The sequence below is a fragment of the Mycolicibacterium aurum genome (assembly GCF_900637195.1).
Taxonomy (GTDB): Bacteria; Actinomycetota; Actinomycetes; order Mycobacteriales; family Mycobacteriaceae; genus Mycobacterium; species Mycobacterium aurum.
The window spans coordinates 3,838,063-3,860,117 of the sequence record NZ_LR134356.1; the positions used below are offsets into that span (position 1 = coordinate 3,838,063).

21 protein-coding genes, 1 tRNA gene and 1 pseudogene are annotated in these 22,055 nt (G+C 67.8%); 8 read left to right on the forward strand and 15 right to left on the reverse strand.

The window, feature by feature from the left end:
* Window positions 1-3 precede the first annotated feature (3 nt).
* From EL337_RS17930 to EL337_RS17940, 3 genes are read right to left on the reverse strand one after another with little or no spacing between them, the layout of a single operon-like run.
* Window positions 4-1,530, reverse strand: a complete 1,527-nt coding sequence (locus EL337_RS17930; RefSeq protein WP_048633035.1) for a TldD/PmbA family protein — start codon at window positions 1,528-1,530, stop codon at window positions 4-6.
* Window positions 1,531-1,556: 26 nt separating this feature from the next.
* The gene (locus EL337_RS17935) at window positions 1,557-2,408 is read right to left on the reverse strand and encodes a CbiQ family ECF transporter T component (RefSeq protein WP_048633036.1); all 852 of its coding nucleotides are present in this window, start codon (window positions 2,406-2,408) and stop codon (window positions 1,557-1,559) included.
* On the reverse strand, window positions 2,405-4,450 hold the full coding sequence (locus EL337_RS17940; RefSeq protein WP_048633157.1) for an ABC transporter ATP-binding protein: 2,046 nt from the start codon (window positions 4,448-4,450) through the stop codon (window positions 2,405-2,407). The genes EL337_RS17935 and EL337_RS17940 overlap by 4 nt, the downstream gene beginning before the upstream one ends.
* A gap of 109 nt (window positions 4,451-4,559) precedes the next feature.
* On the opposite strand from EL337_RS17940, the gene EL337_RS17945 reads away from it, so the two are divergent.
* Both EL337_RS17945 and EL337_RS17950 read left to right on the forward strand, forming a co-directional pair.
* Entirely contained in the window at window positions 4,560-5,000 is a 441-nt protein-coding gene (locus tag EL337_RS17945) for a MarR family winged helix-turn-helix transcriptional regulator (protein ID WP_048633158.1), read from the forward strand.
* 65 nt (window positions 5,001-5,065) lie between these two features.
* Window positions 5,066-6,280, forward strand: coding sequence for an MFS transporter (locus tag EL337_RS17950; RefSeq protein WP_048633037.1), 1,215 nt, complete (start codon window positions 5,066-5,068; stop codon window positions 6,278-6,280).
* Between the two features lie 19 nt (window positions 6,281-6,299).
* On the opposite strand, the gene EL337_RS17955 is transcribed toward EL337_RS17950, so the two are convergent.
* Window positions 6,300-7,028 carry a VIT1/CCC1 transporter family protein gene (locus tag EL337_RS17955; RefSeq protein WP_048633038.1) on the reverse strand — a complete coding sequence of 243 codons (729 nt, stop codon included), beginning with the start codon at window positions 7,026-7,028 and terminating at the stop codon, window positions 6,300-6,302.
* 102 nt (window positions 7,029-7,130) lie between these two features.
* Between EL337_RS17955 and EL337_RS17960 the strand changes: the two genes are divergently transcribed.
* Window positions 7,131-9,089 (forward strand): acyl-CoA dehydrogenase family protein, encoded by a 1,959-nt coding sequence (locus tag EL337_RS17960; RefSeq protein ID WP_048633039.1) that lies wholly within the window; start codon window positions 7,131-7,133, stop codon window positions 9,087-9,089.
* A gap of 6 nt (window positions 9,090-9,095) precedes the next feature.
* Here EL337_RS17960 and EL337_RS17965 read toward each other — a convergent pair whose 3' ends face one another.
* From EL337_RS17965 to EL337_RS17975, 3 genes are all read right to left on the reverse strand, one after another.
* Complete coding sequence (locus tag EL337_RS17965) at window positions 9,096-9,569, reverse strand: LppP/LprE family lipoprotein (protein ID WP_048633040.1); 474 nt, start codon at window positions 9,567-9,569, stop codon at window positions 9,096-9,098.
* 42 nt (window positions 9,570-9,611) lie between these two features.
* Window positions 9,612-9,854, reverse strand: a complete 243-nt coding sequence (locus EL337_RS17970) for a hypothetical protein (protein ID WP_048633041.1) — start codon at window positions 9,852-9,854, stop codon at window positions 9,612-9,614.
* Between the two features lie 1,201 nt (window positions 9,855-11,055).
* A tRNA-Asn gene (locus EL337_RS17975) sits at window positions 11,056-11,128 on the reverse strand.
* A 156-nt stretch (window positions 11,129-11,284) separates the two neighbouring features.
* Here EL337_RS17975 and EL337_RS17980 point away from each other — a divergent pair.
* Complete coding sequence (locus tag EL337_RS17980) at window positions 11,285-11,536, forward strand: hypothetical protein (protein WP_048633043.1); 252 nt, start codon at window positions 11,285-11,287, stop codon at window positions 11,534-11,536.
* On the opposite strand, the gene EL337_RS17985 is transcribed toward EL337_RS17980, so the two are convergent.
* The 3 genes from EL337_RS17985 to EL337_RS17995 are packed head-to-tail and all read right to left on the reverse strand — an operon-like array spanning window position 11,533 to window position 15,155.
* On the reverse strand, window positions 11,533-11,841 hold the full coding sequence (locus EL337_RS17985; protein WP_048633160.1) for a DUF7155 family protein: 309 nt from the start codon (window positions 11,839-11,841) through the stop codon (window positions 11,533-11,535). The genes EL337_RS17980 and EL337_RS17985 overlap by 4 nt on opposite strands.
* Before the next feature lie 58 nt (window positions 11,842-11,899).
* Window positions 11,900-13,858: a DNA primase gene (gene dnaG / locus EL337_RS17990; protein WP_048633044.1), complete on the reverse strand. Its 1,959-nt coding sequence runs from the start codon at window positions 13,856-13,858 to the stop codon at window positions 11,900-11,902.
* Between the two features lie 31 nt (window positions 13,859-13,889).
* Entirely contained in the window at window positions 13,890-15,155 is a 1,266-nt protein-coding gene (locus tag EL337_RS17995) for a deoxyguanosinetriphosphate triphosphohydrolase (protein ID WP_048633045.1), read from the reverse strand.
* Between the two features lie 73 nt (window positions 15,156-15,228).
* Between EL337_RS17995 and EL337_RS18000 the strand changes: the two genes are divergently transcribed.
* Complete coding sequence (locus tag EL337_RS18000) at window positions 15,229-17,214, forward strand: TPM domain-containing protein (RefSeq protein WP_048633046.1); 1,986 nt, start codon at window positions 15,229-15,231, stop codon at window positions 17,212-17,214.
* Window positions 17,215-17,283: 69 nt separating this feature from the next.
* Window positions 17,284-17,424: pseudogene (locus EL337_RS18005) on the forward strand (hypothetical protein); the annotation flags it as partial.
* A 65-nt stretch (window positions 17,425-17,489) separates the two neighbouring features.
* Here EL337_RS18005 and EL337_RS18010 read toward each other — a convergent pair.
* Window positions 17,490-18,893 (reverse strand): glycine--tRNA ligase, encoded by a 1,404-nt coding sequence (locus EL337_RS18010; protein WP_048633047.1) that lies wholly within the window; start codon window positions 18,891-18,893, stop codon window positions 17,490-17,492.
* An 85-nt stretch (window positions 18,894-18,978) separates the two neighbouring features.
* Here EL337_RS18010 and EL337_RS18015 point away from each other — a divergent pair, with 85 nt between their 5' ends.
* Together EL337_RS18015 and EL337_RS18020 are read left to right on the forward strand one after the other, a co-directional pair.
* Window positions 18,979-19,341, forward strand: coding sequence for an ArsR/SmtB family transcription factor (locus EL337_RS18015; protein ID WP_048633048.1), 363 nt, complete (start codon window positions 18,979-18,981; stop codon window positions 19,339-19,341).
* The gene (locus tag EL337_RS18020) at window positions 19,338-19,742 is read left to right on the forward strand and encodes a Fur family transcriptional regulator (protein WP_048633049.1); all 405 of its coding nucleotides are present in this window, start codon (window positions 19,338-19,340) and stop codon (window positions 19,740-19,742) included. The genes EL337_RS18015 and EL337_RS18020 overlap by 4 nt, the downstream gene beginning before the upstream one ends.
* On the opposite strand, the gene EL337_RS18025 is transcribed toward EL337_RS18020, so the two are convergent.
* Genes EL337_RS18025 through recO form a run of 4 tightly spaced genes read right to left on the reverse strand, consistent with a single transcriptional unit; the run spans window position 19,739 to window position 22,028 of the window.
* A complete protein-coding gene (locus EL337_RS18025) occupies window positions 19,739-19,930 on the reverse strand; it encodes a hypothetical protein (RefSeq protein ID WP_048633050.1) in 192 nt (63 codons plus the stop codon). The two genes, EL337_RS18020 and EL337_RS18025, sit on opposite strands and share 4 nt — an antisense overlap.
* Before the next feature lie 17 nt (window positions 19,931-19,947).
* Entirely contained in the window at window positions 19,948-20,355 is a 408-nt protein-coding gene (locus tag EL337_RS18030) for a hypothetical protein (RefSeq protein ID WP_048633051.1), read from the reverse strand.
* A gap of 16 nt (window positions 20,356-20,371) precedes the next feature.
* A complete protein-coding gene (locus EL337_RS18035; protein WP_048633052.1) occupies window positions 20,372-21,256 on the reverse strand; it encodes a decaprenyl diphosphate synthase in 885 nt (294 codons plus the stop codon).
* Window positions 21,201-22,028, reverse strand: a complete 828-nt coding sequence (recO, locus tag EL337_RS18040; protein WP_048633053.1) for a DNA repair protein RecO — start codon at window positions 22,026-22,028, stop codon at window positions 21,201-21,203. The genes EL337_RS18035 and recO overlap by 56 nt, the downstream gene beginning before the upstream one ends.
* Between the last annotated feature and the right edge of the window lie 27 nt (window positions 22,029-22,055).

Below are 22,055 nucleotides of genomic sequence, written 5' to 3' on the forward strand. Positions count from 1 at the left end.
GCTCTACCGCCCGCCCTCTTCGCGCGTGTTGAGCACATTGACACCACGGAACAGCGCCGACGGACAGCCGTGGCTGACCGCGGCTACCTGTCCGGGTTGCGCCTTCCCACAGTTGAACGCACCGCCCATCCGCCAGGTCGACTGCCCACCAACGGCTTCCATCGATCCCCAGAAGTCCGTGGTGGTCGCCTGATAGGCGACGTCGCGGACCTGGCCGTCCAACCTGCCGTCCCGGATCCGGTAGAAGCGCTGCCCGGTGAACTGAAAGTTGTAGCGCTGCATGTCGATCGACCAGCTCTTGTCCCCGACCACGTACAGTCCGTCGGACACCCGGGCGATCAGATCAGCGGTGCTGACGTCGTCGGGGCCCGGTTGCAGGGACACGTTGGCCATCCGCTGGATCGGCACATGGTGCGCGGAATCGGCGTAGGAGCAGCCGTTGGAGCGGCCGACACCGAGTCGCGGCGCGAACACCCGGTCGAGTTGATAGCCGACGAACAGTCCGTCGCGCACCAGGTCCCAGCTCTGCGCGCGCACGCCTTCGTCGTCGAAACCGACGGTGGCCAGACCGTGGGTGGCCGTCCTGTCGGCGGTCACATTCATCACCGGCGACCCGTACTGCATGCGGCCCAGCTTGTCCGGCGTCGCGAACGACGTACCCGCATAGGCGGCTTCGTAGCCGATGGCGCGGTCGTATTCGGTGGCGTGTCCGATCGACTCGTGGATGGTCAGCCACAGATTGCTCGGGTCGATGACCAGATCGCATGCGCCGGCGACCACGCTGGGCGCCTTGGCCTTCTCGGCCAGCAGCGAGGGCAGCTCGGCCAACTCCCCGGCCCAGTCCCAGACCTCGTCGCCGACGACGGCCTCCCAGCCTCGGGCCGTCGGCGGCGCCAGGGTGCGCATCGTCTCGAACGACCCGGCGGCGGCGTCGACGGTCACCGCTTCCAGATTCGGTAACACCCGCACCCGCTGCTGTGTGATCGACGAGCCGAACGTGTCGGCGTAGAACGTCTGTTCCTTGGCCATGTGCAGCCACGCCGACACATGGTCCACGCCGACGCCACCGTCGCGGCGGCCGAGCAACCTGCCGGAGTAGTCCTCGAGCACCGCCACCTTGTCTTCGGCCGCGACGGTGAACGGGTCGATGCGGTAGTCCGACACCCACGACGCGTCCCGGTAGACGGGTTCAGGGGCGAGCTCGATGCGTTCGGCGTTCAGCGGCGCCAGCGTGGTCGCCACCCGCACCGCGCGCCGCGCGGTGTCCGCCGCCGCGGCCGCGTCGAGCTCGGCGTGCGAGGCGAACCCCCATGTGCCGTCGACGATCACCCGCACCGCAAGCCCGATCTCGTAATCGGTGACGGCGGTTTCGAGCGCGCCGTCGCGCAGTTGCACGGTTTCGGTGGTGATGGCGTGGATACGGAAGTCGGCGTAGCTTGCGCCGGCCTGGGTGGCCGCGGTCAACGCCGCATCGGCAAGCGCGTGGCGAGGGAGCGCGAGGAAGTCCGCGTCGACGGTTCGGGCTGTCACGCCTTCACACCGTAGTCGGCGACCGGTCAGCGCCGGATACCGCTGGTACCCAGAATCGTGAGCTCCAGCGCCAGCGCTGCACCGCACACCACCGTGACGATGGCGAACGCCAACCAGTCCCGAAGTTTGGGTCCCGACGGGGCCGCCGAGATCTGGCCGGCGCCACCGCGCGCGGTGATGGCGTCACCCATCTCGTCGGCGCGGCGCAGCGCGACGGTGATCGCGGCGGCCAGCAGGTCCACCAGTTCGGCGGCCAACTGGCGCAGCCGCGCCCGCCCGCGCTCGTCGGAGACCTCCCTGGGCCGCAACCTCCTGGCCGCGTACAGGATGGCGAATTCGTCGAACAGCATCGGAAATGCCCTCAGCGCCAACGCAAGCGTGACCGCCCAATCGTCGACCGGTATGCGCAACGCCCGCAACGGGCGTCCGAGTTTGGCGACCGCGGGAGCCACCTCGGCGACGTTGGTTGTCCACGACACCATCGCGCCCAGACCGAGCAGCACGATGGCCAGCGAGGTGATGCGCAGGAAATTGAGCAGGCCGCCGAGACCGAGGTCGAGCGCGCCGACGCCGACGACCGGATCACCGCCGGCGAAGGCCGCGGTGAGCCCGCCCAGGAAGAGAAGGAACCATAACCACACCGGGACACCCGGCAGCACTCCACGCGGAATATGGGCGAGCCAGGCCGCCGCGACCACCAGCAGCGCAACCGCGCCGATCGGGACCCAACCCGGATAGAACGTCAGGAGCACCCCGATCGCCGCGACGATGAGAAGTTTCGATCCGGCCCAGAGTTCGTGGATGACAGTGCGTCCCGGCACGGGGCGCAACAGCACCACCTGCCTGCGGGGCTTGCGCGGCGATGCGGCGGCGGTCATGCCATTCCTCCCGCCGCGGTGGGGGCCGTGGCGAGCACGCCGCCCTCGAGGTGAAGGGTGCGCGGGCACAGCTCCTCCAGACCGGCGAAGTCGTGCGAGATCACGATGACGGTCAGGTACTCGCGGCGGCGCAGGTCCTGCAGCAGCCGCAGCAGTCCGCGCTGGGACGCGGCGTCCAGCCCGGCCAGCGGCTCGTCGAGGATGAGCACACGCGGTGAGCGGGCGAGCAGCCCTGCCAGCACCACGCGTCGCATCTGACCACCGCTGAGCTGCTCAATCCGCCGGGAGGCCAGGGTCGGGTCGAGGCCCACCATGTTCAGGGCCTGGGTCACTCGGGCCTGGTCGTACTTGGAGAATCCGGCCGCCGAGGCGATCTCCAGCGCCACGTGGCTGCGCATCAGCTGCAATCGGGCGGCCTGAAATGAAATGGCCACAGCGCCAACCTGTTCCGACATGGGTTTGCCGTCGAGCAGGCAGCTGCCGGTGGTGGGCACCGTCAGGCCGGCCATGATCCACGCCAGGGTGGACTTGCCGGAGCCGTTGAGCCCGTGGATCAGAACGCCGTCGCCCTCGTGGACGGTGAAGTCGATGTCGCTCAATGCAGCCTTCGCCCATGGGGTTCCGCTGCCGTATTCGTGCCCGACGCCGCGCAGCTCGAGGACGGGCGCACCGCGGGGCGTTTCGTCGTGGGTGGCCGATGGCGCCTCCGCCGTCTCCACCATCTCGGCGTTGTCCGCGCTGGCTCCGTTGCCGGCGAGTGTGACGGTGCGGTCGGCGGCGTCGGCCTCGTCGTTGTAGTGGGTGATGTGCACCAGGGCGGTGCTGTGCCGCGAGGTCAGCCCGGACAACACCGCCATCAGCCCGTCACGGCCCTCCTGGTCGACCATGCTGGTCACCTCATCGGCGATCAGGAGCGACGGTTCCCTTGCCAGTGCACCCGCGACGGCAAGACGCTGCAGTTCGCCGCCCGACAGTCCGCCGGTGTCGCGTTCGGCGAGTCCCTCCAGGCCGACCTCGGCGAGCAGCTGCTCCACGTCGGTCGACGTGCCGGGCGGCAGGCCCCACACGACGTCGTCGGCGACACGCGTGCCCAGGACCTGACTCTCGGGGTGCTGCATCACCACGGCGGTACCGCCGAGCTTGCCCAGGCCCACCGCCCCCGGACGTTCCACTGTTCCGGCGCTGGGCTCACGACCCGACAGCACCAGCATCAGAGTGGTCTTGCCGGAGCCGTTGGCCCCGGTCACGGCCACGTGTTCACCCGGCTGCACGTCCAGCGACACGGGACCGAGCGCGTCCTGCTTGGCGTTCGGATAGCGGAACCGGATGTCGGTCAGGTGCAGCGGCACGGGTGCGATCACCCCGTCGTCGGCCGACGCCTCCAGTTTGTGGACGTCGGACACCCCGGACAGGCGGCCCAGCACCCGGGAGAGCGCCCACCATCCGACGAGGGTGACGAAGGTGATGCTGACGATGCCCATGGCGAAGAACAGGACCGGCCAGTAGCTCAGCAGCGTCGCGAAATCGCGCGTCATCCGTTCGGCGATCGGTTCCATTCCGGGCACGCGTTCGATGACGGCCGCCAGGCCGGTGATGTTGGCGGTCACCGAGTCGAAGATCAGATTCCGCAGCCGGCTCAGGATCGCCAGTGCGGCGACGGTTGCCGCTCCGAACAGGGCGCCCGCCACGATCGCGCACGCGAACACCGTGGGCGTGCCCCGGCCGCGCCGCCGGACGACGCCGGTCAGGCCGCCGATGTACGCGCAGTTCAGCACCGTCATGAAACCGCCCATACCGGCGATCAGGAAAGCCACCAACCCACCGGCCACCAGGGCGGCGAGCAGCACCCGCAGCCGGTAGCGATACGCGAGCAGGCCCATCGGCACCGTTCCCAGCAGCGAGAGGCCCCCGGCGAACGGGACGACGACCGCGATGATGGCGATGGCGGCGCACAACGCCGCCATGACGGCGGCCTGGGCAAGCTCCACCGGTTGCAACGGTCCCGTCCGTCGAGGAGTGCTCTCCGGGCCGGCCGCGGTCATCTCACGATTCTGCCAGTCGACACACAGCACACCGCAGCGCAGCCTTGTGACCGGCAACACAACGTGGCAAAACTTGAATATATAGTAAACCTATGTAATCATGACGGCCATGTCGTCGACGCTTGGCGCGGACCTGCTCGCCGTGGTGGCCCGGCTCAACCGCCTGGCCAATCAACGGGTCCGCATGCCGGTCCCCTTCGCGCAGGCGCGGCTGCTGTCCACCATCGAGGATAAGGGTGAGGCGCGAATCTCCGACCTCGCCGCGCTGGACCACTGCTCGCAGCCCACCATGACCACCCAGGTCCGCCGGCTCGAAGACGCCGGGATGGTGACCCGCACCGCCGACCCCAGTGACGCCCGCGCCGTGCGAATCCGCATCACACCCGAGGGTGTCGCCGCACTGCGCCAGGCCCGGCTGGACCGGGGCGCGGCCGTCGACCCCTACCTGGACCGGCTGTCCGATGCCGATCGCAAGACCCTCACCGAGGCCGTGGTGGTGCTGCGCGCGCTTGTCGAGGATGCCACCACATCGAGCCCGTCTGCGCGCTAGACAACGCCACGGCGGTAGGTCGCCTCGAGTTGAACAAACCCATAGGTTCTCTATATAGTCCCCCTATGCTTCGATCCCAACCCAAAGCCGTCTGGGCCGTCGCCTTCGCCTCCGTGGTCGCCTTCATGGGCATCGGCCTGGTGGACCCGATTCTCAAGCCCATCGCCGACAACCTGAACGCCTCGCCGTCGCAGGTGTCACTGCTGTTCACCAGCTACATGGCGGTCATGGGGGTGGCGATGCTGATCACCGGCGTCGTCTCCAGCCGGATCGGCCCCAAACGCACACTGCTGCTCGGCCTGGTCATCATCATCGCCGGCGCCGGACTGGCCGGCATGAGCGACACCATCGGCGAGATCGTCGGGTGGCGCGCGCTGTGGGGCCTGGGCAACGCGCTGTTCATCGCCACCGCCCTGGCCACCATCGTCAACTCGGCCCGAGGCTCGGTGGCGCAGGCGATCATCCTCTACGAAGCCGCGCTGGGCCTCGGCATCGCCGTCGGCCCCCTCGTCGGAGGTGTGCTCGGCTCGATCTCCTGGCGCGGCCCGTTCTTCGGGGTCTCGGCGCTGATGACCGTCGCCCTCATCGTCACCACGTTCCTGTTGCCCGCCACACCGAAGGCACGCCGCGCCACCACGCTGGCCGACCCTTTCCGCGCGCTGCGCCACCGCGGACTCTTCGGCGTCGGGCTGACCGCGCTGTTGTACAACTTCGGCTTTTTCACGCTGCTCGCCTTCACCCCGTTCCCGCTCGACATGAGCGCCCACCAGATCGGCTTCATCTTCTTCGGCTGGGGCGTGGCACTGGCGGTCACGTCGGTGTTCGTCGCGCCGCGACTGCAGCACCGGTTCGGTACCGTGCGCACGCTCGTGGTCAACCTGCTGTTGATGTCGGTCACGCTGGCGGTGATGGCGGTATGGACCGACAGCAAGGCCGTGCTGGCGACGTGCGTGGTGGTCGCCGGCCTGTGGATCGGCGTCAACAACACCCTCATCACCGAAACCGTGATGAAGGCAGCACCCGTCGAGCGTGGCGTGGCGTCCGCGGCATACAGCTTCATGCGCTTCAGCGGCGCCGCCGTGGCGCCCTGGCTGGCGGGTGTGCTCGGCGAACAGATCAGCGTCCATCTGCCGTTCTGGGTCGGCGCGGCCGCCGTGCTGCTGGCTGCCACAGCGCTGGTCGCGACGCGGACACACCTGTCACACATCGACGACGCAGAACCTGAACTCGACGAACTCACCGACGAGGCGACGGCGGTCACCATAGGCAGCGACAGCTGACCGGCTTCCTCGGCCGGCGCTAGCTGACCGCGACGCCGATGAGGTGGCCGACCAGGTAGGTGGCCCCCACGGCCGCGGCGCCAAGTGCCAACTGCCGCAACGCCGCCCACACAATGGGTTGTCTGGTGAACCGCGCCGCGGCAGAACCGGCGAGCAGCAGGCCCACCCCGCCGCAGGCCAATCCGGCCCACAGCGACTCGAAGCCGAGCAGATACGGCAGCAGCGGGATCACCGCCCCGATGGCGAACATCAGAAACGACGAGATCGCCGCCACCCACGGAGACGGCTTCTCCCGCGGATCGACCCCCAGCTCCTGGATCAGGTGGAAGTTCATGGCCTTGTGCTCGTCGCGATGAATCTCGTCGGAGGCCGTGCTGGCGGTCTCCGGCGTCATCCCCATCTCGGTGAGCATGGCCACCAGCTCATCCTTCTCGGCCTGCGGGTACTTGCGGAACGATCGCTGTTCGACCTTGACCTCGGAGTCGATCTGCTCGTTGGCCGTCGTCACCGACGTGTACTCCCCCAGCGCCATCGAGAACGCGCCGGCCAGCAGCCCCGCGACACCGCTGATCACCACGGTGTGCGCGCTCGCACTCGCCGCAACACCCGCTATCAGGGCGGTGTTGCTCACCAACCCGTCCATCGCGCCGAAGGTCGCCGCACGTAGCCAGCCGCCGGTCACGTCCGCGTGCCGGTGGTCGACGACGTGAGGCAACCCGGTAGGCGATACCCCTGCTGACTCCGTCATGTACAAGATTGAACGCCTCCCCCCGGGGCGGCTGTTACTGAGGATCACCTGGGTTTGTGACATCACAGTTTGCAGCCCGGCCGCGGCGGCTACCGTCGAGATATGACCAGCACCGCCGAGCATCTGCGCAATTCGTTGGACGGCCGCTTCCGCGATGTGAAGAACCGGATGCGCCAGGAACTCAGTGACGACATCTTCCGGCCGCACTACACGCCCAACACCGTCATCGCCCGCACCAAAGTGGGTGAGCAGATGCGGATCATGGCCGAACGGGGCGCCGCAGAAGACGGCTTCAAGAAGGAGCACGGCGGCAACGGTGACGTCGGCGCCGCCGTCACCCAGATCGAGATGCTGGCCATGAGCGATCTGTCGCTGATGGTCAAGGCCGGCGTGCAGTGGGGTCTGTTCGGTGGCGCCATCGAGAACCTCGGCACCGAGCGCCACCACCAGGCCTACGTCCAGCGCCTCATCGATCTGGACCTGCTGGGCTGTTTCGCGATGACCGAGACCGGTCACGGCAGCGACGTCCAGTCGCTGGAGACCACCGCGACCTACGATCCGGACACCCAGGAGTTCGTCATCGACTCCCCCACCCGGACGTCACGCAAGGACTACATCGGCGGCGCCGCGCAAACAGCAAGGGTGGCGGCGGTTTTCGCGCAACTGATCACCCAGGGCGAAGGCCACGGGGTGCACTGCTTCGTGGTGCCGATCCGCGACGACAAGGGCGAAGACCTGCCCGGGGTGACGACGTCGGACTGCCACTACAAGGGCGGCCTTCCGGGCGTGGACAACGGGCGCATCCAGTTCGACAACGTCCGCGTACCCCGGGAGAACCTGCTGAACAAGTACGCCGACGTCGCGGCCGACGGTACGTACAGTTCGCCGATCGAGAACGCCAACCGGCGGTTCTTCACGATGCTGGGCACTCTGATCCGTGGCCGCGTCACCGTCGGCGGCAGCGCGGGCGCCGCGGCGCGGGTGGGCCTGGACATTGCCACCCGGTATGCGTTGGAGCGCAGGCAGTTCTCCGACCCCGACGGCGGCGAAGTACTGCTGATGGACTACCTCGTGCATCAGCGCCGGCTGTTCCCATTGATCGCCCGCTCCTACGCGCTGCAGTTCGCGCAGAACGAACTCGTCGCTAAGTGTCACGAGCTGCAGAGCGCCGACGACCCGGACCCCGAGGAGCAGCGCGAGCTGGAATCGCGCGCGGCCGGGCTTAAGGCTGCCAACACCTGGCACGCCACCCGCGCCATCCAGGAGGCACGCGAGGCATGCGGTGGCGCCGGGTATCTCGCCGAGAACCGGTTGATCGCCCTAAAGGCCGACACCGACGTGTTCACCACGTTCGAAGGTGACAACCACGTGCTGTTCCAGCTGGTAGCCAAGGAGCTGCTGACCGCGTACGCCGACGACATCAAGGGCATGAGCCCGGTCGAGTGGGTGCGGTTCGCGGCGAACTTCGCCGGTGAACGTGTGATGAAACGCACTGCGGCGCAAACGATCATGCAGACCATCCTGGACACCCGCGAGGACAACGAGGAAGAGGGCAGCCTCTTCAACCGCGGAACCCAGGTCCAGATGTTCTCCGACCGCGAAGAGTACATGCTGGCCTCGGTGGCGCGGCGCCTGCAGAGCAAGTCCAAGGAGATGAGCGCGTTCGAGGCGTTCAACTCCGTGCAGGACCACGTTCTGCACGTCGCGCAGGCACACATCGACCGCATCGTCCTGGAGGCGTTCGTCGCGGGTATCGACGCCTGCGAGACGAAAGACGCCCGGGAAATCCTCGGCATGGTCTGCGACCTGTACGCGCTGTCGGTGATCGAGGAGGACAAGGCCTGGTTCGTCGAGCACCGCTTCCTGTCCACCGAACGCGCCAAAGCGGTCACGCGAGGCATCAACGACCGCTGCAAGCGGCTGCGTCCCTATGCGGAAACACTCGTCGACGGCTTCGGCATCCCCGAGAAGCTGCGCTACGCCGAGATGCTGCACCCGGAGAACATCCCCGACGCCGACGAACACCAGCGCAAGGACGCCACCAGCGCCGGCGTCATCTGACGGCGGTCAGGCGCCCGGCACCGGGTCCAGCACGGTCAGCCTGCCTTCTTCCAGCGTGACCCGCGCTGTGCCGATGCCCGTGGGGCAGCACGGCTCGTCCTGACCCTGGCGCCACTGGTACTGCACGACCGCGTTGTGTTCGCCCTGTGGCGTGACGGTGATGTACGGCCGCGGCTCCATCGTCGGCGACCCGACCGGCTCGACACCGTCGAAGAACAGCGCCTGCTGTGGGCTGTCGGGCTGATCACCCGCGGTGACGACGACCCACTGCAGACGGCAGTCCGCAGCGGCCCCCCGCGCGGTCTCGCGCCACGGTCCTGGGGGTAGCAGCGTCAGCTCGGACTCGACGGTCTCTGCCGCGGGAGCGGGACCGCATTGGGCGGCGGTACTGGTCGGCGGGGGCGACGGCGGGCTCCAGCCACAGCCGGCGGCCACAGCGACGAACAGCCCCGACGAGATGACCACAGCGAGACGACGCATGACGACGAGCTTACGGCGGTGACACCGAGGCCGTTGATCGCTCTAGCCGCAACCGCCACCCCACGCGACGGAACCGCAGGGCGCCTGGGCCGTGACCGGTGGGCTGAACGACATCGTTGCCAGCGTCGTCGGATCCGGGGCGGGTTCGACGGTGGCGCCCTCGCCGCCGTCGTGGAACGAACCCGTCTTCGGGTACGTCCCGGCCTGCGCGACGTCGACTCCGACCGCGCCGAACAGCGCGGAGGCGCCCAACACGGCGCAGAGCAATCTCAATTTGAGCGTCATTACCCACACCTCGCTTGGACATGTACGAAAAGCGTTGCAGCTCTGCGGCTGCCGAGCTGTCTCGAAGCCTATGAGCTGTGCGGTGGATTTCTCTCTGCTCGCCAGCGGGTTCCTACGAACACCACAGCGATCACACGCCTCGTCACCGCCGCGAAGTGACGTACGGCCCCCATAGTCGTTGTCCGATAACAGCTTTGACTATTTCGGCGATCTACGTCGGCAGAACCCCGACGTTCCGGTACCTTTCGCGTATTGGACAGGGGGTGGGGCTGTGGGACGACCCGCGTACCGAGACGTGCTCGGCGTCGTGTTCTTGCTCGTGGTCGCGTATTCCAGCAGCGACAAGGTCGTCGGTGGGCTCCTCGGCGTGATCGGCCTGGGTAACTCCTCCATCACGCGCGTGGCCGTCATCCTCACCGACATCGCCATCCTGGGTGTGACCGCCGTGCTCAAACGCGCCATCGGCCGTGCCGATGGCACACCAGGGAGGCTGTGGAGATGGTGGTCGGCTGCGGCTGTGGCGGTGGTGGTCGTCGACGTCGTGAGGGCCGTGGTAGGCGCGGATACGTCCTTGGCCCTCGACCTGGCATGCTCAGGCACGTTCCTGCTCGCGATGGCACTTTTGTTGATGACCTCGCTGAACGCGCACCCGAGAACACTTTTCAGTACCGCGGCGCGGGCGACGATGCCGCTCGACTGGCAACGCGTCGGTGCCACGGCCCCGCTGATCATCGGCAGCGTTGCGGCCTACTTCGGTGCCACGCTGTGGACCGACTCACTCAACCCCGAGGCGGTCCGCCACCTCAGCGCAGGCCTCCAGGAGGAGATCGCGCAGATGTCGCCCGTCGCTCAGAGCACGACCCTGGCCCAGCTGTGTGACGACGGAGTCAACCCGACCTACTTCCAGCACATCGCAGAAGTGATCCCGGTGCTTCTGCTCGCGCTGGGCGTCGAGTTCAACTACTTCCGCCAGGCGGTGCGCGATCCGGTGCAACGCGCGGTCATGGCGGTGACGGTGACGGTGATGTGCGTCGCGCTGGTGCTCGCGGTGTCTACCTTGCCCTGGGACGGGGCCGGGTGCGATGACGTCCTGCAGCCGTGGCACGAGTATTTGGCGTTCACCGTCAGCCTTCAGGCCATCTTCATGGCCTTGACGACTGTGGTGTGGATGCTCCTGGCGACGTTGTCGTCAGACGATGAGCTCCCCCGCCTGGACTCGAACCAGGAACCGTCCGATTAACAGTCGGAAGCTCTGCCAATTGAGCTACAGGGGATTGCGCTCCCGCGGCCATTTCGCCGTGGGCCAGAGAGCACTCTAACCTACGCGCGGTTCCGCGTGCCAATGCGTTGCCTGGTGGGTCGCCGGAGCCGGAAATCAGGCAGGATGGACATGAACAGTTCGCCATTCGAGAGTCTCTGGGAGGAGCCCCGTGATCGGGTATGTCGCCGTTGCGGCCGTCGGCTACGTGCTGGGAACCAAGGCCGGCAGGCGGCGCTACGACCAGATCGCAGGGACGTATCGCGCGGTCACGGCCAGTCCGGCAGCCAAATCGGTGATCGAGGCCGGGCGCCGCAAAATCGCCGAGCGGGTGTCACCCGACCCGACGATGGTGAAATTGACAAGCATCGACTCCGGCACCGAGATTCTGGAGCCGGAGCAGAGGATGCGAAGAGAGCCCTAGCCGATCGGCTGGTTGATCGTGGTGCCCGGCATGAGCGGCCCCGTCGTGAAGCCGAATCCCGGGTAACTACCGACGCCGAAGCCGACCTGAGGCGTGCCGATGGTGGCGCCGCTTCCGTTCGAGTAGGACAGGCAGTTGCCGTCCTCCGCGTTGCCGAACCAGGCCAGGCAGCGGGGAGCAGCAGTCGACTGAGAAGCGACATCCGCGCTGGTCGTCGCCGCGTAGAGAGGAACGGCGACAGCAGCGGCCGCAATGGCCCCGGCGATCACCCGAGACTTATTGGTCCGGATCTTGCTTACCAGCATGTACAGCTCGCCTTCTCCCCGACGGATTGCAGCCACAACCATAACCCGCCTATCGCGTTCACGCAGTCAGGTCGTTACCACTGGCCTGTTCCAGCAGGCTGCGCCGGTAGGCCTCCATGGCCACCAGGTCTCCGAAGAGGGCGTGGTACTCGTCACCCTGCTCGACCGGGGACATCCGCTGCAGCTTCGATTTGACCTCGGCGATCTGCCTGCCGATCCAGACTTCCTGCAAACGCGCCAGCACACCGCCGATGTAGCGCGGAAGCCGCTCGTCCTCAGCGTTGATGGCCTCGGCGCTGAGCTCGTTGACCAGGCCACCCGCCAATGGCGTCGGCACCTGGTCGCGGACGGCTTCGATCCACTGCGCCCCGGTCATCCCCGACGACGTGCCGCCCGCGGCCTCGATCGCCGCCCGCACCGCCGCGTAGCCGGGATGGGTGAAACTCTCGGCCGCCAGCGAGTCGAAGACCGGTCCGGCCAGCGCCGGGAACTGCAGCGCCGATTTCAGTGCCTCACGCTGCGGCCACAGCGTGGGATCGGCGGGGTCGGGGCGAAGCGCCGCCGGGGCGGGCGCGTTCTCACCGCGCGCTGCTGCTTGGGCCTGCGCCTGCTCGGCTGCGGCACTTCGCCGACGCGTCCGGTCGGGCATCCCCCGCTTGTTGGCTTCTTCACGGACCCGGCTGAGCACCTGGCCCTCGTCACTCCAGCCCGTCCAGCCCGCGAGCCGACGTGCGTATTCGTCGCGCAGGGCGTAATCCCGGATCCGCGCGACCAGAGGTACACACTGACGCAACGCGTCGACCTGCGCCTGCGGGTCGTTGTCGAGGACGTCGCCGCTGGGGATCACACTGCGGACCGCGAATTCGAACATCGGGATCCGTCGCGCCACGAGGTCGCGCAGGGCACCATCCCCGGACCTCAGCCGCAGATCGCACGGATCCATCCCGTCGGCGGCCACGGCGACGAACGATTTCCCCGCCACCTGCTGGTCGCCGTCGAAGGCCTTCAGTGCGGCCGCCTGCCCCGCCGCGTCCCCGTCGAAGACGAAGATCAGCTCGCCGCGGTACCAGTTGTCGTCCATCATCAGCCGGCGCAACAGCGCCAGGTGGCCGTCGCCGAACGCGGTTCCGCACGACGCGACCGCGGTGGTCTCACCGGCCAGGTGCATCGCCATCACGTCGGTGTAGCCCTCCACAACCACGGCACGGTGCGCCTTGGCGATGTCGCGCTTGGCCAGGTCGAGTCCGAACAGCACCGCCGACTTCTTGTACAACACCGTCTCGGGGGTGTTGACGTATTTGGCTTCCATCTGGTCGTCGTCGAAGATCCGCCGCGCCCCGAACCCGATGACTTCGCCGCCGCCGGCCCGGATCGGCCAGAGCAGACGCCGGTGGAACCGGTCCATCGGGCCGCGGCGGCCCTCCCTGGACAGCCCCGCGGCTTCCAGCTCCTTGAACTCGAACCCCTTGCGAAGCAGGTGTTTGGTCAAGGTGTCCCACCCCGACGGGGCGAATCCGCAGCCGAACCTCGCGGCGGCCTCGCCGTCGAAGTTGCGATCGATGAGGTACTGACGGGCGGGAGCGGCCTCGGCGCTCTGCAACGCCTCGGCGTAGAACTCCTGGGCGGCGGCGTTGGCTGCCAGCAGCCTGCTGCGGCTGCCCCGGTCGCGCTGGACGTTGGTGGTGGACCCGCCGGTGTAGGTGACGGTGTAGCCGACCCGGTCGGCGAGCAGTTCGACCGCCTCCACGAAGCTGACGTGCTCAATTTTCTGCAGGAAGGCGTAGACGTCGCCGCCCTCCCCGCAGCCGAAGCAGTGGAAGTGGCCATGGTTGGGCCGCACGTGGAAGGACGGGGACTTCTCGTCGTGGAACGGACAGAGACCCTTGAGGGAATCCGCACCCGCACGGCGCAACTGCACGTAGTCCCCGACGACGTCTTCGATGCTGACGCGTTCGCGGATGGCGGAGATGTCGCGATCCGGGATACGGCCCCGCCCCCGAGTCACGTCGCCTGCCACCCGGCCAGTCTAGAGCCCGCGGAGGCGGTGGTTACGCGGGTTCGAGCCGCTCCAACCGCCCTTCGGTGAGCGATGCCACCTGGTCGACCACCACCCGCAGACGCGCGGCATCGTCGGCCGCGGCGTTGAAATCGGGAACGAACAGCGGGTCCAGTGTGGCGGGCGCACCGGCGAGGACGAACGCGACCACGGCCTCGACGCTGGCACGCTGCCGTTCCTGCAGATCGAGATGCGCCGGATCGGACATGATGAACTGCAGCGCCAGGATCTTCAGGACCGCCACCTCGGCACGCACCACGGTCGGCACCTCCAGGTCGGTGCGGTAGCGCACCAGCCGGCCGGGCCCGGTCAGGTTGCGCGTGGCCGCGATGGCCGACGACGCGAACCGACCCACCAGTTCACTGGTCATCGTCTTCAACGCCACCGACGCCGTCAGCGTCCCGTCGTACTTGCCGACCGCGGCCACTGCAGGCAGCTGCGAGAGCCGTTCGGCCGCCTCGACCAGGTCGGCCGCCGCCAGACCGCCGCCCATGCCGTGCGACTGCCCCAACCGGCCCAACGCACTCACCGCGTCGTCGTCGGCCAGCACCCGCAGATCGATGCGCCCGGAGATCACGCCGTCCTCGACGTCGTGCACGGAGTAGGCGACGTCGTCGGCCCAGTCCATGATCTGCGCCTCCAGGCACGGTCTGCGCTCCGGCGCGTCACCGCGCATCCACGCCGCGCCCTCGGCGTCGTCGGCGTAGAACCCGAACTTGCCGCCCTCCTGCGGGCGGAACCACGGGTATTTCGTCACCGCGTCCAGCGCAGCCCGGGTCAGGTTGAGTCCTGCGCTTCGATGTTGGCTGTCAAGGACTTTCGGCTCCAGACGGGTCAGGATGCGGAAGTTCTGCGCGTTGCCCTCGAATCCGCCGCACGCGTCGGCGAGCTGGTTGAGGGCGCGCTCCCCGTTGTGCCCGTAGGGCGGATGGCCGATGTCGTGTGCCAAACCGGCCAGATCGACCAGATCGGGATCGGCGCCCAGCCCGACGGCCATTCCGCGTCCGATCTGGGCCACTTCCAGCGAGTGGGTCAGCCGGGTGCGCGGCGTCTCGCTCTGACGCGGACCCACCACCTGGGTCTTGTCGGCCAGGCGCCGCAGCGCCGCCGAATGCAGAACCCGGGCGCGGTCGCGGGCGAAATCGGTGCGGTGCTCGGTTCCGGTCCCCGGCAACGCGGCAGCCTTCGGCGATTCGACCACCAGACGCTCATGGTCGAACTCGCTGTAGGGATCACGTTGCGTGAGATCAGGGGACACCGCCGCACAGTCTGCCAGGCCCTACACCCAAGTAAATGCAGCCATGAGGGTGTCCGGCACTAGATTGGCGGACATGCGCGTCGCCCGCCTGCTCAGCATGTTGCTCGCCGTCCTGACCGTCGGATTTCTGTGCGCGCCGGGCGTGTCCGCGGACCCGCCGCTGCGGTTGCCGTCGTACCTCACCGACAACGCAGGTGCGCTGGACGCCGCGGGTCAGGCACAGGTGCAGGAGGCCGTCGACCGCCTCTACGACGAACGTCGCATCCGGCTGTGGGTGGTGTTCGTCGAGAACTTCTCCGGCCAGACCGCCCAGACGTGGGCGCAATCCACCTATCAGCGCAGCGATCTCGGCAGCCAGGACGCGATCCTGGCCGTCGCCACCGTCGACCGCGCCTACGCGCTGCTGGCCCCGACCGACGCGCTGGGCGGTGTCGACATCGACAAGGTCCGGCGTGACCGGGTCGAGCCGCTGCTGCGCACCGGCGACTGGGCCGGTGCCGCGGTGGCGGCGGCCGAGGGCCTGGCCGACACCAGCGGCGGCGGCTCGGTGAGCTGGGTCGCGGTGCTGCTGCTGCTCGGGCTCATCGCGCTGGCGTTGGCGGCACTGGTGCTCTGGCAGCGCCGCCGGCGACGGAAGCGGCGCGAGGCCGAGTTCGAGGCCGCACAAAGGGTGGATCCGTCGGACCCCAATGCGCTGGCCGCCGTGTCGTTGGACGCACTCGATGACCTGTCCAAGACCATCGTCGTCGAGGTCGACAACGAGGTGCGCACCAGTGAGAGCGAATTGGCATTGGCGGTCGAGGAATTCGGTGAACGCGACACCGCGCCGTTCACCCAGGCGGTGACCAACGCCAGAAGCACCCTGGCCCAGGCGCTCAACGTCCGGCACATCCTCGACGACGCCGTGCCGGAAACCCCGATGCAGCGTCGCGACCTGCTGACCCGGGTCATCGTCGCCGCCGCGAAGGCCGACAGGGAGCTCGAGGCCCAACGGGAGAACTTCGCCGGGCTGCGCGATCTGGTGATCAACGCCCCCAGCCGCCTCGACGCCCTCACCCAGCAGCTGGTCGATCTCACCGCGCGGCTCACCCCCGCCGAACAGACGCTGACACGGCTGAAGGATCAATTCGCCGAGAGCGCACTGGTTTCGGTGTCCGACAACATCGACGAAGCCAAGCAGCGGCTGGAGTTCGCCGATCAGAGCATCACCACCGCGCGTGACCTGGTGTCGCGGCCGGCCGACCGGCAGGGCGGGCTGGTCGACGCCATCCACAACGCCGAGGCCGCTCTGGGGCAGGCCCGCACGCTGCTCGACGCCGTGGACAGCGCAGCCACCGACATCAACCGCGCGGTGACCGGCCTGCCCGCGGTCATCGCCGACACCCAGAGTGGGATCAACCGGGCCGGCGCGCAGTTGGCGCAGGGCGGGGTGACAGTGGCGACGCAGCTCAGCGCTGCCCGCGACGACGCCGTGCAGGCGGTGGCGCACGCGCAAAGCGCGGGCAACGCCGATCCCCTCGGCGCCTTCACGCGGTTGACCCAGGCCGATGCCGAGCTGGACCGGCTGCTCGCCGACGTCGCGCAGGAACGCGAAACCCTTGAGCGGCTCAGCCGCACGTTCGACCAGGCCCTGTTCAATGCGCAGTCCCGCGTGCGGGCGGTGTCGGATTACATCGACACCCGTCGTGGTGTGATCGGGCCGGAAGCACGAACCCGGCTATCGGAGGCGGTCCGGCAGTTGCAGGCGGCACAGGACAAGCGTTCCACGAACCTCGCCGAGGCCACCGCCCACGCGAACGGTGCCGCGATGCTGGCCGCGCAGGCCCAGTCCCTGGCCAATTCGGACGTCACCGCCGCCCAGCGTCACTTTGGCGGGCCGTACGGCGGCGGCGGAGGCGGCGGCGGTCAGATGGGTGCCGTGATCGGCGGGATCCTCATCGGCAACATCCTCGGCGGCGCGATGCGGGGCGGCTTCGGTGGATTCGGCGGCGGCGGCTTCGGCGGCGGGTTCGGCGGCGGTGGTGGTGGCGGCATGAGCGGTGGCGGCGGCCGCTTCTAGCCCCTTTTCGATGCCAAGCTCGCCGTCGAGTACGACGGGTTCGACTGGCACAGCGATCAGCAGCAGTTCGCCAAGGATCGTCAGAAACGCGCCGCGCTCAACGAGATTGGCTGGCGAATGTTGTCGATCGTGTCAGACGACGTACGCAGGTACCCGCAGGACCTCGTCCGTCGCATCGAGGGCGAGTTGACGCGGCGACACGCAGCGTGAGTGTGCGCAAAGTCCAGGAAATCGCCGGCGTGTCGACCCCAGACACGCACGCTCGCGGGGTGGGGCTAGCAGCCCTTGAGTCGCACGGCGAGGTAGTTGGACACCTCAGAGATCGCCACGCGCTCCTGGGTCATGGCGTCGCGCTCGCGGATGGTGACCGCATGGTCCTCGAGCGAGTCGAAGTCCAGCGTCACGCAGAACGGTGTGCCGATCTCGTCCTGGCGGCGGTAGCGCCTGCCGATGGCACCCGCGTCGTCGAATTCGATGTTCCACGACTGCCGCAGCTCGGCGGCCAGGTCTCGGGCTTTCGGTGACAGGTCGGCGTGGCGGGACAGCGGCAGCACCGCGGCCTTGACCGGGGCCAGCCGCGGATCCAGCTTGAGCACCGTGCGCTTGTCGACGCCGCCCTTGGCGTTGGGCGCCTCGTCCTCGTGGTACGCGTCGACCAGGAAGGCCATCAGCGACCGCGTCAGGCCCGCTGCCGGCTCGATGACGTAGGGCACGTAACGGGTGTCGTTGGCCTGGTCGTAGAACGACAGGTCGACGCCGGAATGCTGGGAATGCGTGGACAAATCGAAGTTCGTCCGGTTGGCGATGCCTTCGAGCTCGCCCCAGGGGTTGCCGGAGAAGCCGAACTTGTACTCGATGTCGACCGTGCCGTCGCTGTAGTGCGACAGCTTCTCCTTCGGATGGTCGTACAGGCGCAGGTTGTCGCGGTTGATGCCGAGGTCGACGTACCAGGCCAGCCGGGTGTCGATCCAGTACTGGTGCCACTCGGGTGCCGTGGACGGCTCGACGAAGAACTCCATCTCCATCTGCTCGAACTCGCGCGTCCGGAAGATGAAGTTGCCCGGCGTGATCTCGTTGCGGAAGCTCTTGCCGATCTGGCCGATGCCGAACGGTGGCTTCTTGCGCGCAGTGGTGACCACATTGGCAAAGTTGACGAAGATGCCCTGCGCGGTTTCGGGCCGCAGGTAGTGCAGGCCCTCCTCGGTCTCGATGGGACCGAGATACGTCTTGAGCATCATGTTGAAGTCGCGCGGCTCGGTCCACTGACCCTTGGTGCCGCAGTCGGGGCAGACGATCTCCGACATCGGCACGTCATCGGGCGCAATGTCCTCTTTGGGCGCCTTCTTCAGTGCGTACGCCTCCTGCAGATGATCCTGCCGGTGCCGCTTGTGGCAGTTCTGGCATTCCACCAGCGGGTCGTTGAACACTGCGACGTGTCCGGAAGCCACCCACACCTCGCGGGGAAGGATGATCGCCGAGTCCAGGCCGACGACATCGTCACGGCCCGTGACGACGGACCGCCACCACTGCCGCTTGATGTTCTCCTTGAGCTCGACGCCCAGTGGCCCGTAGTCCCAGGCGGATTTGGTACCGCCATAGATCTCGCCGGACTGGAACACCAGCCCACGCCGCTTGGCCAGGTTTGCAACCGTGTCGATGATCGAGGAAGACGGAGCCACGGCTCCACAGCGTAGCGATGCCCCGGCCGCCTCACGCGTGACATCCCCATTGACATGCAGGATTACGCATGTATCGTGGAATCTAATGAAAACCGTTTCCAGTACGGCTGACTCGTCGGACGTCCACAACCACTTCGGCACCCCGCCCGCGGAGATGCCGTCCCGCGCCCTGCTCGACACCGCCGGAGATCTGCTGCGCGCGCTGGCCGCACCGGTACGTATCGCCATCGTGCTGCAGCTGCGCGAAGAGGCACGCTGCGTGCACGAACTGGTGGACGCCCTGGACGTGCCGCAACCGCTGGTCAGCCAGCATCTGCGCATCCTCAAAGCCGCCGGTGTGGTCGAGGGCGCACGCTCGGGACGAGAAGTGCTGTACCGCTTGGTCGACCACCACCTGTCCGACATCGTCGTGGCTGCCGTGACGCATTCGGCCGAGGACAGCCAGTGACCGGGGTGATCCGCGCGACGCGCCAGCGCGCCGCGATCTCGGCACTGCTGGAGAACATCGAGGACTTCCGGTCCGCGCAGGAATTGCACGACGAGTTGCGCCGTAGCGGCGAAGGCATCGGCCTGACCACGGTGTACCGCACGCTGCAGCAGATGGCCACGGCCGGCATGGTGGATACGTTGCGCACAGACACCGGGGAATCGGTGTACCGCCGGTGCTCAGAGCACCACCATCACCACCTGGTGTGCCGGGCCTGCGGTTCCACCGTCGAGATCCAGGGCGGTCACGTCGAGTCGTGGGCCGCCGAGATCGCCAAAGAGCACGGCTTCTCCGACGTGAGCCACACCATCGAGATCTTCGGCATCTGCAGCAAGTGCGTCGCCAGCACCTCAGAGGACTAGCGGCGGGTGAAACCTCGCCACCCGGCGATGGCGACGCCGATGCCGACCAGAGCGATGAGCGGGCCCAACACCGACCACGTGGTGGTGCTGCTCATCGGACTCCCCTGCACCGCACCGAACCCCTGCAGCGCGAACAGCACACCGAAGAGCGCGACCACTATCCCGATGACGACCACTGCTATGCGCATGTCTGCGACCCTAGTCCTCAGCCGACCAGCGCCCGGCGGACATCGGCGCCGGTGGCCAGCACCATCAGCACCAGCGTGCGGAGCGCGTCGTCGGTGAGTCCGGCGGCCGGGAAGTTGTAGCGCAGCAGCACATCGCCGGTCTTCTTCGAATTTCCCTTGGCGGCACCGATCTTCTCGACCAGCGACACGGTGCCGAGAAGCGTGTCATGCGCGTGCTTGGCGACCTTCGCACGAATCTTGCTGTCCAGTGGCAGATCCCAGGCGAGCACTTGCGTCAGCGATACCAGGTCGAGGTCCTCGGCGATGGTGACCACCCGCAGCGAGGCGAATGTCTCGTCGTGCTGCACCGTAAGTGCGCCGTCGTCTTCGTGCGTGACCGGGAGGACTTCCTCCAGCACGGGGGCGAGCCGCTCCGCGAGGTTCATCGGCGCGCCGTCCCCCTCAGGCCCTGCCGAAGCGACGATTGCGGTGGACGTACTCCTCGCACGCGGCCCAGAGGTCGCGACGGTCGTAGTCCGGCCACAGCTTGTCCTGGAACACGTATTCGGCGTAGGCGGCCTGCCACAGCAGGAAGTTGCTCGCCCGCTGCTCCCCGGACGTGCGGATGAACAGATCGACATCGGGAATGTCCGCGCGGTGCAGGTGCTTGGCGAACGCCGCTTCGGTGATGCGGCCGGGTTTGATCTTTCCGTCGACCGCCTCCTGCGCCAGTTCGCGCGCCGCCTCCACGATCTCGGTGCGGCCGCCGTAATTGACGCAGTAATTGATCGTGATCACGTCGTTGTCGACGGTCATCTGCTCGGCGATGTCGAATTCCTTGATGACGCTGCTCCACATCCGCGGACGCGACCCGACCCAGCGCATCCGCACGCCCATGTCGTTGAGGTTCTCCCGCCGGCGACGCACCACCTCGCGGTTGAAGCCCATCAGGAATCGGACTTCCTCGGTGCTGCGCTTCCAGTTCTCGGTCGAGAACGCGTACACCGTCAGGTGTTTGACGCCGATCTCGATGGCGCCGCAGGTGATGTCGATCAGCACCGCCTCGCCCATCTTGTGGCCCTCGGTGCGCCCGAGTCCGCGCTGGGTGGCCCACCGGCCGTTGCCGTCCATCACCACCGCGACGTGGTTGGGCACCTGGTCGGCCGGGATCTGGGGCGCGGCCTCTTTCGAGGTGTGCTGCGGCGGCCGGGCGAACTTGCCGTTGGTGCGCTGCGGTAGTTCCGGAAAGACGACGGGCCAGTTCGACTTGTCCGGGAACGTCGGATAGTCGTCAGGCGCCGGGGGCAGCTGCGGGTAGCGGCTCTTCCCCGTCCGCTTGGTAGGCATGCGCCACATCCTGCCTGATGTCCCTGGGAGCCTCGGCTCGACCCGGCCGCTCGACGAGTGGCAATGTCCGCAATTGTCGCTCCAGGTGCCACTGCAGATGCGCGGCCACCAACCCGCTGGCCTGGCTGCGGTGCGACGACGTGGAGAGCTGCGCGTGCTCCCAGTCGCCGTCATACAGTGCGGCCATCAGATCCAGCACACCCTGTGGCGGGGTCACCGATCCCGACGGCCTGCAGTGCACGCACACGCTTCCGCCCGCGCCGACGTGAAAGGCCCGGTGCGGTCCCGGCGCGGCGCACCGGGCGCATTCGATGAGCGCCGGGGCCCATCCTCCTACCCCCATCGCCCGCAGCAGGTAGGCGTCGAGCACCAGCTCCCGGGGGCGGGTGCCGTCGGCCACCGCGCGCAGGGCCGCCACGGTGAGCCTGTGCAGCGCGGGCACCGGTGCACCCTCTTCTCCGGCGATCCGCTCCGCGGTCTCCAGCATGGCGCACGCGCAGGTGTAACGGCCGTAGTCGCTGACGATGTCGGAGGCGAACGCGTCGATGGCCTGCACCTGGGTGACGATGTCGAGATTGCGGCCAGGGTGCAGCTGAACATCGATGTGCGCGAACGGTTCCAGTCGTGCACCGAACTTGCTGCGGGTGCGCCGCACCCCTTTGGCCACCGCGCGCACCAGCCCGTGATCGCGAGTGAGAAGACTCACGATCCGGTCGGCTTCGCCGAGCTTGTGCTGACGCAGCACCACCGCTCGGTCTCGGTACAGACGCATCCGGCCAGTCTCCCACTGCCGGGGGAC